The sequence below is a fragment of the Streptomyces sp. NPDC001401 genome (genome assembly GCF_042895385.1).
GTDB lineage: Bacteria > Actinomycetota > Actinomycetes > Streptomycetales > Streptomycetaceae > Streptomyces.
This window is the reverse complement of sequence record NZ_JBIAWI010000004.1, coordinates 596990-610648: the sequence shown is the minus strand read 5'-3', so window position 1 is coordinate 610648 and position 13659 is coordinate 596990. Positions and strand designations below refer to the sequence as shown.

Sequence of the window (13659 nt, the reverse complement as noted above, 5' to 3'; positions counted from 1 at the left end):
GGTCTGGGGGCGCAGCCCCCAGGGGCTTCTACGTCGGGTCCAGCCCATGGCTCCGCAGCCACGGCAGCGGGTCGATCGCCGAGCCGCCGCCCGGCCGGACCTCGAAGTGCAGGTGCGGGCCGGTCGAGTTGCCCGAGTTGCCGGAGTACGCGATCGGGTCGCCGGCCTTCACGGTCGTACCGGAGGAGACGCGGTAGCTGGAGAGGTGGCAGTACCACGTCTCCGTACCGTCCTTCGCGGTCACTATCATCATGTTCCCGTACGCGCTGTTCCACTGCGTGCGGACGGTGCCGTCGGTCGCGGACATCACCGTCGTGCCGTACGAGACCGGGAAGTCGATGCCGGTGTGCACGGACATCCAGTTGATGCCGGCCTGGCCGAAGTAGGCGCTGAGCCCCTTCTGGGTGACCGGAAGGACGTACTTCGGGCGCAGCCGCTCCTTGCGGGCCGCCTCAGCCGCTGCCTTCTTCTTCTCGGCCTCCTGCTGGGTCTTGAGGTCGATGCGCTCCTGCGTACGGCTGGCCCGGTCGGCGAAGTCGTCCGCGCCGGCGGAGAGGCTCTGGATCTGGGTGTCCAGCTTGTTGTTGGCGGCGGAGGGTTTCACCGCATGCGCGTCCGAGGCGGTCGTCGAGGTGTCCTGGTCGCCGGTGAAGGTGCCCACGGAGGCGGCGGCGATACCGGCCACGCCCATCACACACGCCGAGGGCACGGCGATGGTCAGCAGCGCGGACCGCTTGGCGGGCGCGCGGCGGCGGGAACGGGCCCCGCTTCGGGAGGCGGCGCGCGATGCCGGAGCCGGCGTGACCTCTTCCTGGTCGTCGAGGAGCGGGGTGAGAGAGGGCTGCTCTCCGACGGCGTCCAACTGGCCGTCGTCCGGGACGGGTTCGCCGTACGAGCCCTGATCGGCCTGCTGCTCGTAGTCGTCGGCGGGTGCGGCGGTGGCGCCGCCCTCCGGGCTCTCGGAGTTCCACTGCGTGGCGTCGTACGCCCCGGTGTCGAAGGCCTGGGTGCCCCATTCCCACTGCTGGGTCTGGTCGGCGGGAGCGCCCGAATGATCGGGCTGCAGCCAGGCGTTCGCGTCCCACTGACCGGAGACATCATGTCCGGTGGACTGTGGCGGGATGACAGAGAGCGGCTGGTAGGCGGTGGTCCAGGCGGTTGTGTCGTACACGCCGGTGTCATAGGCGGCATGGTGCTGGGCCGCATACGCGTCGTAGTTCAGGGTGTGGTGACTGCTGGTGGCCCAGTGGCCGGAGTCGTACGAACCGGTGCTCTCGCCCGGGAGGCTGCCGAACAGGGGGTCTGCGGCGAAGGTCCCGGTGGCGTGGCTGCCGGTCGCAAAACCGTTGGAGTCGTAGCCGCCGTACGTGGTGAAGTCGCCGTACTGGGCTTCCTGCGTGCCGTACGACGCGTAGTGCGCCGAGGCGGCGTCGGAAGCCGGGGCCGGGGTAGTCATGGTCCCCGACGGGTGACGGTCGTTCACCAACTTCTCTTTCGCCTCGACAACAGGGGCTGCCAGAGCAGTGCGGTGACTGTACCCGGCGGTATGCGGGCTCGACAATCTTCAACAGGTTTCGTGCGCGCAGGAAACGGGCATTCGGCCGTGTTTCGGGGGAGGGTGGGCACGGCTTTGGCCCTGTGTTCGAAGAATGTTCGAGGCCGAATGGCTGTCGGAAAGGCGTTCGCGTGCTGTCCGAGCGCCGTCCGAGGGCTGTAAGCCGCCTGTACGGGACGCGGTCACGCCACTGTCAGGCCGCCGGCATGGGCGGCGGCTTCGGCTCCTGTTCGCTCGGCGTCGAGGGCCTGGCGTATCCCGGCCGCGACGGCGGGGTGCACGGGCAGGGCGAGATGTCCGATCCCGCTCACCCGTACGTTCTGCACCATCAGGTCGGGGTGGTCGACACAGGCGGTCTCCAGCGGGTCCATCAGGTGGTCGAGGTCGCTCCAGAAACTCACGAAGTGCGTACGGCAGCCCGGCGCGGGCCGGGTCAGTTCCTCGAGCAGCTCCGAGCCGGGGCGCATCTGGCGGACGATTGGGTGCGCGTTCGCCAGCGGCACCACCCGGGTGCCGGAATGCGGGGTGCCGAGTGTCACCAGCGTGCGAACGCGGATGTCACCGCCCAGCCGCTGCACGTAATACCGCGCTATCAGTCCGCCGAGGCTGTGCCCGACGATGTCGACCTGCTTGCTGCCCGTGCGCTCGCAGATCTCTTCTATGTGGCGGCCCAGCAGCTCGGCCGCGGTGCGGATGTCGCAGGTCAGCGGCGAGTAGTTGAGCGACTCGACCTGCTGCCTGCCGTGCTGGGCGAGGCTGCGGCGCAGCAGCACGAAGACCGAGCGGTTGTCTATGAAGCCGTGCAGGAGGACGACCGGGGGTTTGGTCTCGGTCGGCAGCTGCGCGGCGCCGCCCGGCGACGGGAGCGGGGCCGATGGTCCTCGGCGTTCCTGTGTGACGCCGGAGGGATAGAGGAGGAGGTGTCCCGCGAGGATCGCGATTTCCAGGGCGGTCGCCTTCAGCAGCGCCAGGGAGAGTCCCGCCAGTCTGCTCGGGAGCAGCCGCTGACAGAGTGGAAGAAGGGGCAGCGCTGCCCTTGTGACCTTCATGGCCGACCTCCTGTCGGCACGCAGGAGGACGCCTCTGTCCCCCGTGTGCCCTCGTGGGAGGCCGCGAGGAAGGTGGTCGACTGCCCTTCGTGGCATCGTCGACGCGCCGCATCGCCACGGCGCGCGGCCTGCGGCGCGGTGGTGCGGCGACCTCTTTGCGGCTCCCGTTGCGCGTGTTCCCGCCGGAACAGTGCGCGGTGAACGTGTCCCATCGTGTGATTTCCCCCTCGCTCTTCACCGCGAAACTGCCGGTTGCGGGATGCTGGCGATAACGTTCGTTCACTTCCCCGGCCGGTTTGGGTACTGCAGTACTTGTCGGTAGGGATGCATGCAGTCGCTTCATGGAGGCAGTGATGGGTGTGGCAGCCGGTCCGATCCGCGTGGTGGTGGCCAAGCCGGGGCTCGACGGCCACGATCGTGGGGCCAAGGTGATCGCGCGTGCATTGCGCGACGCCGGTATGGAGGTCATCTACACTGGCCTTCACCAGACTCCCGAGCAGATCGTCGACACCGCGATCCAGGAGGACGCCGACGCGATCGGGCTGTCGATCCTCTCCGGTGCCCACAACACGCTCTTCGCCGCGGTGATCGCCCTGCTCAAGGAGCGGGACGCGGAGGACATCTTGGTTTTCGGCGGCGGGATCATCCCCGAGGCGGACATCGCTCCGCTGAAGGAGAAGGGCGTCGCGGAGATCTTCACGCCGGGGGCGACGACGCAGTCGATCGTGGACTGGGTGCGGGCGAATGTTCGGCAGCCGGCCGGGGCGTAGGCCGTCATGCGCTGCGGGTGAGTGGGGCTTGCTGTCCCTGGGGGCTCTGCCCCCAGACCCCCGATCGGCCTCAACGGCCTCGTCCTCAAACGCCGGACGGGCTGAAATATGCCGACCGGTGCTGAAGGCGCGCCGTCCAATGAAGGCGTACCGCCCTACGCCCCCAGCTCCTCCGCCATCGCCGCCCGCAACCGCAACGTAGTCACCAGGCGCTGGAACGCCTCCGCCCAGTAGCCCCCGGCACCGGGCGACGCGTCCTCCGGTTCGTCCGGTATCGCCAGCAGGCCGTCGAGGCGGCTCGCTTCGGAGGGGTCGAGGCAGCGCTCGGCCAGGCCCATTACTCCGCTGAAGCTCCATGGATAACTCCCTGCGTCCCGCGCGATGTTGAGCGCGTCGACGACCGCCCGTCCGAGCGGCGCAGACCAGGGCACCGCGCACACCCCGAGCAGCTGAAACGCTTCGGACAGACCATGTGCCGCGATGAATCCGGCCACCCAGTCGGCCCGTTCGACGGCGCTGAGCGTCCCGAGCAGCTTGGCGCGCTCGGCCAGCGACACGGCTCCCGGCCCGCCGGCCTCCGGGGCGGACGGGGTTCCGAGGAGTGCCCAGGCCCACTCGGGGTCCCGCTGCCGCACGGCGGCCCGGCACCACGCCGCGTGCAGCTCGCTCTGCCAGTCGTCCGTCACCGGCAGTGCCACGATCTGCCGTGGCGTACGCCCACCCAGCCGCGCGGACCACGTCCCGAGCGGTGTCGCCTCCACCAACTGGCCGAACCACCACGACCGTTCACCCCGTCCTGCCGGAGCCTTGGGTACGACACCGTCCCGCTCCATGCTCGCGTCGCACTCGTGCGGGGCCTCGACGGTGATCGTCGGCGCGTGCCGCATGTGGTCGACGGCCACGCAGGCCGTCGCCCTGACCGCCATCCGCGCGGCGAGCGCCGAATCCGGCAGCGCGGAGAGCAGCTCGGCCGCTGTCGCCCGTACGTTGCGGCTGCGGTCGGCCAGCGCCCGTTCCAGGAAGGGCTCGTCCTGGGGGCCGAGCCCCGTACGCAGCGAGTCGAGAAACATCAGGCGGTCCTCGGCCCGCTCCGTCGACCAGGTCGTCATGAGCAGCTCGCGGGCCGCGGCGGGCTCGCGGGCGCGTATGGCGGTCAGGAGCGCGACCCGCTCGGCGAACAGGCCCTCCTCCCACAGGCGCCGCGTCTGCTCCGTGTCCTCGGGCTGCGGCAGGGCGGCGCCCCCGCCCGGCATCGCGCGCAGGGCGAACCGCCAGTCGGGGTTCAGCCGGGCGAGCCACACGGCGCGCGGCCCTGCGAATGCCAGCGCCGCCGGACGCAGATCCGTACGCCCCCGGGCCGCGTCCAGCAGCGCGGGCAGTGCCTGAGGGGGTGCCGCGAATCCGCGGGCGTTCGCCGCCGCGAGCCACTGGGGCAGCAGTTCCATGAGGTCGGGCGCCGTGCCCCTGCGGCCGCCGCCGCCCGTGCCCGGGCGGTCGGCGAGCAGCAGCGCGAGCCTGCGGGCCGCAGCGGGGGGCAGCACGGGTCGCGGGTCCTCGGCAGCGGGCGCGGGCCGCCCGGCCGCCCGCGCCGGCTGCAGCCCGGCCCGCCGCCGTACGGTCTCCGCGGCCGCCGCGTCCAGCAGCGCCACCGGTGCCTCCCGCCCCGGCGCTCCGCCCGGCGGGGTGCGCCGCTCCGTCCCGAGCAGCGCCGCCGTGACGAGCTCCTCCCAGGCGCCCGGGGCGGGCGCAGCCACAGGCGTGGACGTGCTGTTCATGTCGTTCCTTCCCATGAAGGGGCCGTCTCTGCGGGCGTCGTACGGCAGTCCCCGGACCGTCGGCTCAGCACAGCTGCACCGCCTCTCCCGCCCCCTCCGGCCACGCTGTCAGCGGGGTGAAGCCGCGGTGGCCGCACTCGCCGAAGACCTTGACGGGGGCGCCACCCGAGAGGGCGGCGAGGCGCCAGAGGCCGGGGCGGGTGCGGGCGGCGGGAGTCAGTGGCAGCGCCGCCTCCGCGTCGGCGTCCGCCAGCTGCCAGGAGTCGCCGTCCGGGATCGGTATGACCCGGTCCAGGGTGACCGGGACGGAGTCCAGCCACGGGTCGTCCCGCAGTGCCTCGCCGTAGCGGGCGGCCGCCTGGGCCGTCGTCATTCCCGGCGGCCGTGTTGCCGCCGGTGCCGGTGGTGCGAACTGCTCGCCCAGGGCCGCCCGCAGCTGTCCGGCACCCGGATAGGCGTACACCTCGGCGTCCAAGGTCAGCCCGACGGGCAGCGCCAGCTCCGGGGCGCGGCCCGCGGCGCCGTAGGAGAGGAGAAGTGCGCTGCGGTCCGAGTCGGTGCCGTGCAGCCAGATCCTGCGGGTCGTCAGGCGTGCGTCCGCCGTGTCGTACTGGGCGAGGACCAGCCAGCGGTCCCGCAGCGGCGGGCCGTCCGCCGTGCCGGGCAGGCCGATCCGTGAACGGACCGTCGCCGCCAGGCCGTCCGGCAGCTGCGCGCGGTGCAGCCAGCCCTGGTCGAGGAGATGGAGCAACGCGCACTCCTCCAGCAGACGCACCGGCCAGCCTGGCCCGGACGACGGGATCGCCCCCAACTCCCGCACCCGCGCGGCCAGTCCGGGTGCCTGGGCGTCGACCATGCGTGCCGCTGTCTCCTCCCACAGCCCGTACCCCGCCTGCTCCGCGCTCGCCAGACCTCCGCGCAGCAGATCCGCCAGGCGCTGCTCCAACTCGGTCGCGCCCGCGGTGATCCGCTCGGCCCTGCGCTCCGCCCGGCGTTGCGCGGCCTCCGGATCACCGGACCCGGACGAGGAATGGGAGGCCCCCGCCGTCCGCTTCTGCTCGGCGCGCTGCCTTCTCCCCTCTATCCACTGCTCCGCCCAGTCCGGCACCTGCCCCGACGGCACCGCACCGTCCTCGCCCGCCCAGAGCAGCAGCAGCCCGAGCGCGTGCTTGCACGGGAACTTGCGGCTCGGGCAACTGCACTTGTACGCGGGGCCCGCCGCGTCCGCGATGTCCACGACCGTCTGATACGGCTTGCTGCCACTGCCCTTGCACAGCCCCCACACCGTCCCCTCGTCGGAACTCCCCGCCTCGGACCACGGCCCTGCCGCGCCGAGTTTGCTTCCCGCTTTGCGTGACGCGACGTCAGGCGCCAGTGCCAGCACCTGATCCGCGCTCCAGCGCACCCCCTGCTGAGTCATGACATCGAAGGTAGATCCCGCCACTGACAATCGGGCCTGCGAGCACGTTTGCGCAGGTCGGAACGCATTGTCAGTGGCGTGGTGCACGGTTGGTGTCAGATCCGAACCGGCCGAGCTGGAGGGGGCCTCAGCCATGTCTGTGTCTGTGGAACCGATGACCGTCGAAGCAGCCGAAGTACTTGCGAAGGAACCGACCGAGGCGCTGCGGCCACACGCCGAGAACGCCTCCGCCGGTGAACTCGCCGCGCTGGCCGCGCAGGACGACCGCCCCCGCCCGGCCCGCTGGAAGCTGTCTCCGTGGGCGGTGGCGACGTACCTGCTCGGTGGCACCCTGCCGGACGGCACGGTGATCACACCGAAGTACGTGGGCCCGCGCCGCATCGTCGAGGTCGCCGTCACCACGCTCGCCACCGACCGCGCCCTGCTCCTGCTCGGCGTGCCCGGCACTGCGAAGACCTGGGTGTCCGAGCACCTGGCCGCGGCGGTCAGCGGCGACTCGACGCTGCTCGTGCAGGGCACGGCGGGCACGCCGGAGGAGGCGATCCGGTACGGCTGGAACTACGCGCAGCTGCTGGCGAACGGCCCGAGCCGGGACGCCCTGGTGCCCAGCCCCGTCATGCGGGCCATGGCGGAGGGGATGACGGCGCGGGTGGAGGAGCTGACCCGTATCCCCGCCGACGTCCAGGACACGCTCATCACGATCCTCTCCGAGAAGACGCTGCCGATACCGGAGTTGGGGCAGGAGGTGCAGGCGGTCCGGGGCTTCAACCTGATCGCCACGGCCAACGACCGCGACCGCGGGGTCAACGACCTCTCCAGCGCGCTGCGCCGCCGCTTCAACACGGTGGTGCTGCCGCTGCCGGAGAGCGTGGAGGCCGAGGTCGACATCGTCTCGCGGCGCGTCGACCAGATCGGGCGCTCGCTCGACCTGCCGGCCGTGCCCGACGGCGTCGACGAGATCCGCCGGGTCGTGACCGTCTTCCGCGAGCTGCGCGACGGGGTCACGTCCGACGGCCGTACGAAGCTCAAGTCGCCCAGCGGCACGCTGTCCACGGCGGAGGCGATCTCCGTCGTCACCAGCGGACTCGCGCTGGCCTCCCACTTCGGCGACGGCGTGCTGCGGGCCGGCGACGTCGCCGCGGGCATCCTCGGCGCCGTCGTCCGTGACCCGGCGGCCGACCGCGTCATCTGGCAGGAGTACCTGGAGGCGGTCGTCCGCGAGCGCGACGGCTGGAAGGACTTCTACCGGGCCTGCCGGGAGGTGAGCGCGTGAACGACCTGGGGTGGGGTCGCGCGGGCGGGAACGGCGGGAACAAGGGGTCGGGCGGGGGCCAGGGATCGGGCGGCGGCTCTGTGTGCATGGCACACGAGGACGGGGCGTACGTCGGGGACGGCAGCGGCGTGGAGGGCGCCCGGAAGGCGTCCGGCGGGTGCAGTCGAGGGCCGCGATGAAGGATGACGAGGGGGACGGTGTGACACGGATTGCGAGGGGCGGGAGTGACGTGGCGGGTGGCGGGCCGCTGCTGCTCGGCGTACGGCATCACGGACCCGGCTCGGCGCGCGCGGTACGGGCGGCGCTGGACGCGGCCCGGCCCCGGGTCGTGCTGATCGAAGGGCCGCCCGAGGCCGACGCGCTGATCCCACTGGCGGCCGAGGAGGACATGAGGCCGCCGGTCGCCCTCCTCGCCCACGCCGTGGACGAGCCCGGCCGCTCGGCCTTCTGGCCGCTCGCCGAGTTCTCCCCGGAGTGGGTCGCGATCCGGTGGGCCCTGGAGCACGAAGTCCCGGCGCGTTTCATCGACCTGCCGGCGACGCACACCCTGGCGTGGAGAAAGGACACGGACGGCGAGCCCGGCGGGGGAGCCGGCAACGGGCGTGGGGACGACGCCGGTTCGGCCGGAGGCGGTACGGCCGGTGTCGACGCCGAGCGCGGGGGCGGCGCCAACTCCGGTGCTGGGGCAGAGACCGGGACTGGATCAGACGCCAACTCCGGTGCCGGGGCAGGAATCGAGGCCGGAGCCGACGCTGCGGCCGGCTCCGGCGCCGAGGTAGAGACCCGAGCCGGGTCCGGCGTCGATGCCGACACTGACACCGATGCCGATGCCGATGCCGATGCCGATGCCGATGCCGGTGCGCAGCCCTCTGCCGACACATCGGACGTCGAAGCCGACGTCCGTATCGACCCCCTCGCCGTGCTCGCCGAAGCCGCCGGGTACGACGACGCGGAGCGGTGGTGGGAGGACGTCGTCGAGCACCGGGGGCTGGGAGAGGGGGACGCGTTCGCGCCGTTCGTCGTGCTCGAAGAGGCCATGGGGGTGCTGCGGGAGGCGTACGGCAGCGGTGGGCATGACCGGGATCTCGTGCGGGAGGCGTACATGCGGCTCCAGGTGCGGGCGGCGCAGCGGGAGTTCGGGGACGCGGTGGCCGTCGTGTGCGGGGCCTGGCACGTGCCTGCGCTGCGGCAGAGGACGGCCGTCGCCGCCGACCGGGCGTTGGTGAAGGGGCTGCCCAAGGTCAGGGCGGACATGACGTGGGTGCCGTGGACGTACCGCAGGCTGTCGAGGGTCAGCGGGTACGGGGCGGGGATCGACTCGCCGGGCTGGTACGGGCATCTGTTCGCCGCCCCGGACCGGCCGGTCGAGCGGTGGATGACCAAGGTGGCCGGACTGCTGCGCGCCGAGGACCGGATCGTCTCTTCGGCGCACGTCATCGAGGCGGTGCGGCTGGCCGAAACACTGGCCGTGATGCGGGGCCGCCCGTTGCCGGGGCTCAGCGAGACGACCGATGCCGTGCGTGCCGTTATGTGCGAGGGCTCGGACGTGCCGCTGGCGCTGGTGCACGACCGGCTGGTCGTCGGGGACGTGCTGGGGGAGGTGCCGCAGGCTGCGCCGGCGGTGCCGTTGCAGCGGGACCTGGACCGCACCCAGCGTCGGCTGCGGCTCAAACCGGAGGCGCTGGAGCGGGAGTTGGAGCTCGACCTGCGCAAGGAGACCGACGCCGGGCGCAGCAGGCTGCTGCACCGGCTGCGGTTGCTGGGTGTCGCGTGGGGCGAACCGGTGGCTTCGCGGGGGAGCACGGGCACGTTCCGGGAGACGTGGCGGCTGCGCTGGGAGCCGGAGTTGTCCGTGCGGGTGGCAGAGGCCGGGGTGTGGGGTACGACGGTGCTCGCCGCGGCGACGGCCAAGGCGGAGGCGGACGCCGTCGCCGCACAGGCCCTGGCCGATGTCACCGGGCTCGCCGAGCGCTGCCTGCTGGCCGAACTCCCCGAAGCGCTGCCGGTGGTGATGCAGGTCCTGGCCGACCGGGCGGCGCTCGACACGGACGTCGGCCACCTCGCGCAGGCCCTGCCGGCCCTGGTCCGCTCCCTGCGGTACGGCGACGTACGCGGCACGGACACCGGAGCGCTGGCAGGAGTCGCCGCGGGCCTCGCCGAGCGGATATTCGTCGGCCTGCCCCCGGCCTGCGCGGCTCTGGACACAGACGCCGCCGAGGAGATGCGACGCCATGTGGACGCGGTGCACGGGGCGGTGGGGCTGCTGGGCGACGCGCCCGCTCCGGACCACCGCGATCTGCGTGGCCGCTGGCACTCGGTCCTGCGCGTGCTGTCGGTCCGGGACACCGTGCCCGGTGTGGTCCGGGGGCGGGCCGTGCGGCTGTTGCTGGACGACGGGGAGTTGGGGCAGGACGAGGCCGCGCGGCTCATGGGACTCGTGCTCTCGCCGGGGACTCCGCCGGGGGACGCGGCCGCGTGGATCGAGGGCTTTGTCGGCGGAGGGTCCGGCGGCGGAATGCTCCTCGTGCACGACGAGCGACTGCTCGGGCTGGTCGACTCCTGGCTGACCGGGGTGCCGGCGGACGCGTTCACGGACGTACTGCCCCTGCTGCGGCGGACGTTCTCGGCGTACGAGCCGGGCGTGCGCCGGACGCTGGGCGAGCTGGTCCGGCGCGGACCGGGGGAGCGGGGGAGCGTGGCGGCCGTCGGCTCCGGCATACCGGGCTTCGCGGCCGACCTCGACCCCGGGCGCGCTGATGCCGTGCTGCCGGTGGTCCGGCTGCTGCTGGGGCTGGACGAACCGGGCGGCCCGGGTGGCCCGGGCGGAGTGGAAGAGGACATCGACAACGACCTTGTGGGGGTGGCGGGATGACAGCAGAAGGAGCGCGGGAGCCGAGGCGGCGGGGCAGTGCGGGTGAGGCCGTCCGGGGCGGCGCGCAGAAGCTCCGGGAGGACGGCCGGGTGCCGACGACGATCGTGCCGGTGATGCCGCTCTGGGACCGGCCCCGTACGGGGGTGTGCCGATGACGACCGAAGCGACGGACCCGGCCGCCCCGGCACAGGAGCGGCTGCGGCGCTGGCGGCTCGTGCTCGGGGGCGACGCCGCCGACGGCACGGGATGCGCGCTGTCGGGGCAGGACAGCGCGATGGACGGGGCGTTGGCCGCGCTGTACGGGAAGGGGGACAAGCAAGGGCAGGCGGGGCGGGACCGCTCGGCGGGGCTCGGGGCGTCGGCGCCGTCAGTGGCGCGCTGGCTCGGGGACATCCGGACGTATTTCCCCTCCTCCGTCGTACAGGTCATGCAGCGCGACGCCATCGATCGGCTCGGGCTGTCCGCGCTGCTGCTCGAGCCGGAGATGCTGGAGGCGGTGGAGGCCGACGTACACCTCGTCGGCACACTGCTCTCCCTCAACAAGGCGATGCCGGAGACGACGAAGGAGACGGCACGGGCCGTCGTGCGCAAGGTCGTCGAGGACCTCGAGAAGCGGCTCGCCACCCGCACCCGGGCCACCCTCACCGGCGCCCTCGACCGCAGCGCCCGGATCAACCGGCCGCGCCACCACGACATCGACTGGAACCGCACCATCGCGGCCAACCTCAAGCACTACCTGCCCGAGTACCGGACCATCGTGCCGGAGCGGCTCATCGGCTACGGGCGGGCGTCCCAGTCCGTGAAGAAGGAAGTCGTCCTCTGCATCGACCAGTCGGGGTCGATGGCGGCATCCGTGGTCTACGCGTCCGTGTTCGGTGCGGTGCTCGCGTCCATGCGGTCGATCAACACGCGGCTCGTCGTCTTCGACACGGCGGTCGTCGATCTCACCGACCAGCTGGACGACCCCGTGGACGTGCTGTTCGGGACGCAACTGGGCGGCGGTACGGACATCAACCGGGCACTCGCCTACTGCCAGTCGCAGATCACCCGGCCCGCGGAGACGGTGGTCGTGCTCATCAGCGATCTGTACGAGGGAGGCATACGGAACGAGATGCTCAAGCGGGTCGCAGCGATGAAGGCGTCGGGAGTGCAGTTCGTGACGCTGCTCGCCCTGTCGGACGAGGGGGCGCCGGCCTACGACCGGGAGCATGCGGCCGCGCTCGCCGCGCTGGGGGCACCGGCGTTCGCGTGCACGCCCGATCTGTTCCCTGAAGTGATGGCGGCGGCGATCGAGAAGCGCCCGCTGCCCATACCTGACACGGCATGACCGGAAAGCGCGACCGGGCGGACAGGGAGCGTTCGCTGACGATTTGTCGATGCATCGTCGTCCGACTTCGCCCAGCAAAACGGACATGCCTACCCATCGGTAACAGGGGGCTTGCGCAACCTCGGGAGTGCCGTGCGAGGATCGACGCCTCATCAGCGGTGCGCCGTTGCTCCGCTCGTCCGTACCGCATCGCACCGCGTCGCTCCGACTCGTAGCTCGTTACGGCTCGTCACGTGAAATCCGTTCCGCCGCACGAGAGGACCCACCCCCTCTTGACCTGGCCAGCAGCCTTGCCCGGTGCCGCTCTGCGCGTGATGCGCACGGCGGCCGGACGGCGTGCGCTGCAAGTGGTCCTGCTGGTGGGCGGGTTGTTCGCACTGGGGTTCCTCTGCGGAGAGCAGGCGCACGCGGCGGAGGGGGCGCCGGCCGCCTCCTCGTCCGAGATCGCGCCGACCGCTCCGGCGGACGGCGTCCGGTCGTTGACGAGTGGTGCGGTCGGTGCGGTCGGCCGGCTGACGAACGCTTCGGCCGCACCCGCGGCGCAGGCGGACGATGCGGCGCCCGCTGCCAAGGCGAAGCCGGACACTCCGTCAGCGCCCCAGCCACAGCCGGACGCTCCGGACAAGCCCCAACCGACGGCTCCCGTCGCACAGGCACCGGCACCCGCACCGATCGAGGCCAAGCCCAGCCCCAGGCCCGACCCCGATCCTGCGACCCTGGGCGCAGCCGATCAGGTCCTCACCCCGTTGACCGGTGACCTCGTCCACTCCGTGGGCGATCGTGTCGTGCAGCCGGTCGGTGGTCTGGTGGAGACCGTGACCGCCGGGCTGGGCAGGGTGACCGCGCAGATACCTCCGTTGTCGTCGTTGCCCTCCCTGCCGGGGCTGCCCGGGTCCCCGTCGCTGCCGAGCCTGCCCGCGCTGCCCGGCCTCCCTGCGCCGCCGGCCCAGATACTTCCCGCGCCGGTCGCGCAGGCACCGGAGCCGGGCGCCGCAGGGCACTCGGGGACGGAAGGGGCCGTCGACGACAGGCGCTCCGGAGCAGGGGCGAGCGGTACGGCCCACGGGCCGCGGTTCGCCGTGGACGTCACCGCGGGCGGCGCCACCGTCGTGCAGGGCGACGGGCGGCGGGCCGCCGGTGCCGGGCATGCCCCGGCGCAGCAGGCTCCCGGCGGCGACCCGACCGGTGCGCCGGCCAACCGGGCCGCCGTGGACAACGGCACCTCGAGGCACGGTGACGCGCAAGCCGTCGCCCTGAACCACCGGGCGCCCGTGCGGCTCGTGCCCGGCGCCGCCGCGGGCGCAGCCGCGGCCGGTACCCGGGACAGGCACCGGGACATTCCCGTATTCCCCGGCTAGCGCAGGCCCTTCCCCCGCCACGGACCTGCCGCGCGGGGGCGGAACAGGTCTGCCCGCCCGTCCGGACACCCTCCGTTCTCCGGACGCAAGCCGCCGACTCCGCTGGTCCCGACTCCCCGGACCAGGACCGGAAGTGGCGCCGGAAATGTCCCAAGCCGTTCGAGGCACAAGCCTTTCGAACCCCGAGCCCTTCGAAGAAGCCCCGGAACTCCCCGGATCTCCCCTGAGATCAAGGAGCGCGGAGCTTCCAGGGATCTAAG

10 protein-coding genes are annotated in these 13659 nt (G+C 72.5%); 6 read left to right on the top strand and 4 right to left on the bottom strand.

The window, feature by feature from the left end:
- Positions 1-28: 28 nt before the first annotated feature.
- Both ACFY10_RS18055 and ACFY10_RS18050 read right to left on the bottom strand, forming a co-directional pair.
- Entirely contained in the window at positions 29-1456 is a 1428-nt protein-coding gene (locus ACFY10_RS18055) for a M23 family metallopeptidase (RefSeq protein ID WP_390666097.1), read from the bottom strand.
- Between the two features lie 281 nt (positions 1457-1737).
- A complete protein-coding gene (locus ACFY10_RS18050) occupies positions 1738-2604 on the bottom strand; it encodes a lipase family alpha/beta hydrolase (protein ID WP_390666096.1) in 867 nt (288 codons plus the stop codon).
- 353 nt (positions 2605-2957) lie between these two features.
- On the opposite strand from ACFY10_RS18050, the gene ACFY10_RS18045 reads away from it, so the two are divergent.
- Positions 2958-3374, top strand: a complete 417-nt coding sequence (locus ACFY10_RS18045) for a cobalamin B12-binding domain-containing protein (RefSeq protein WP_388819976.1) — start codon at positions 2958-2960, stop codon at positions 3372-3374.
- A gap of 155 nt (positions 3375-3529) precedes the next feature.
- On the opposite strand, the gene ACFY10_RS18040 is transcribed toward ACFY10_RS18045, so the two are convergent.
- Positions 3530-5149 (bottom strand): DUF5691 domain-containing protein, encoded by a 1620-nt coding sequence (locus ACFY10_RS18040; RefSeq protein WP_390666095.1) that lies wholly within the window; start codon positions 5147-5149, stop codon positions 3530-3532.
- Between the two features lie 64 nt (positions 5150-5213).
- A complete protein-coding gene (locus tag ACFY10_RS18035) occupies positions 5214-6569 on the bottom strand; it encodes an SWIM zinc finger family protein (RefSeq protein ID WP_390666094.1) in 1356 nt (451 codons plus the stop codon).
- 133 nt (positions 6570-6702) lie between these two features.
- On the opposite strand from ACFY10_RS18035, the gene ACFY10_RS18030 reads away from it, so the two are divergent.
- The 5 genes from ACFY10_RS18030 to ACFY10_RS18010 all read left to right on the top strand — a co-directional run bounded on the left by ACFY10_RS18030 (position 6703) and on the right by ACFY10_RS18010 (position 13399).
- Positions 6703-7842 carry an AAA family ATPase gene (locus ACFY10_RS18030; protein WP_390666093.1) on the top strand — a complete coding sequence of 380 codons (1140 nt, stop codon included), beginning with the start codon at positions 6703-6705 and terminating at the stop codon, positions 7840-7842.
- 175 nt (positions 7843-8017) lie between these two features.
- Complete coding sequence (locus ACFY10_RS18025; RefSeq protein WP_390666092.1) at positions 8018-10714, top strand: DUF5682 family protein; 2697 nt, start codon at positions 8018-8020, stop codon at positions 10712-10714.
- The gene (locus tag ACFY10_RS18020; RefSeq protein ID WP_390666091.1) at positions 10711-10869 is read left to right on the top strand and encodes a hypothetical protein; all 159 of its coding nucleotides are present in this window, start codon (positions 10711-10713) and stop codon (positions 10867-10869) included. Before ACFY10_RS18025 ends, ACFY10_RS18020 begins: the two co-directional genes overlap by 4 nt.
- Positions 10866-12041 carry a VWA domain-containing protein gene (locus ACFY10_RS18015; RefSeq protein ID WP_390666090.1) on the top strand — a complete coding sequence of 392 codons (1176 nt, stop codon included), beginning with the start codon at positions 10866-10868 and terminating at the stop codon, positions 12039-12041. Before ACFY10_RS18020 ends, ACFY10_RS18015 begins: the two co-directional genes overlap by 4 nt.
- 272 nt (positions 12042-12313) lie before the next feature.
- Positions 12314-13399, top strand: a complete 1086-nt coding sequence (locus ACFY10_RS18010) for a hypothetical protein (RefSeq protein ID WP_390666089.1) — start codon at positions 12314-12316, stop codon at positions 13397-13399.
- Positions 13400-13659: the final 260 nt, after the last annotated feature.

Bases quoted from the DNA above. Each gene is read 5' to 3' on its own strand.
- ACFY10_RS18050 (WP_390666096.1), bottom strand. From the start codon at position 2,604: ATGAAGGTCACAAGGGCAGCGCTGCCCCTTCTTCCACTCTGTCAGCGG.
- ACFY10_RS18045 (WP_388819976.1), top strand. From the start codon at position 2,958: ATGGGTGTGGCAGCCGGTCCGATCCGCGTGGTGGTGGCCAAGCCGGGG.
- ACFY10_RS18035 (WP_390666094.1), bottom strand. From the start codon at position 6,569: ATGACTCAGCAGGGGGTGCGCTGGAGCGCGGATCAGGTGCTGGCACTG.
- ACFY10_RS18040 (WP_390666095.1), bottom strand. From the start codon at position 5,149: ATGAACAGCACGTCCACGCCTGTGGCTGCGCCCGCCCCGGGCGCCTGG.
- ACFY10_RS18055 (WP_390666097.1), bottom strand. From the start codon at position 1,456: ATGACTACCCCGGCCCCGGCTTCCGACGCCGCCTCGGCGCACTACGCG.
- ACFY10_RS18030 (WP_390666093.1), top strand. From the start codon at position 6,703: ATGTCTGTGTCTGTGGAACCGATGACCGTCGAAGCAGCCGAAGTACTT.
- ACFY10_RS18015 (WP_390666090.1), top strand. From the start codon at position 10,866: ATGACGACCGAAGCGACGGACCCGGCCGCCCCGGCACAGGAGCGGCTG.
- ACFY10_RS18020 (WP_390666091.1), top strand. From the start codon at position 10,711: ATGACAGCAGAAGGAGCGCGGGAGCCGAGGCGGCGGGGCAGTGCGGGT.
- ACFY10_RS18025 (WP_390666092.1), top strand. From the start codon at position 8,018: ATGAAGGATGACGAGGGGGACGGTGTGACACGGATTGCGAGGGGCGGG.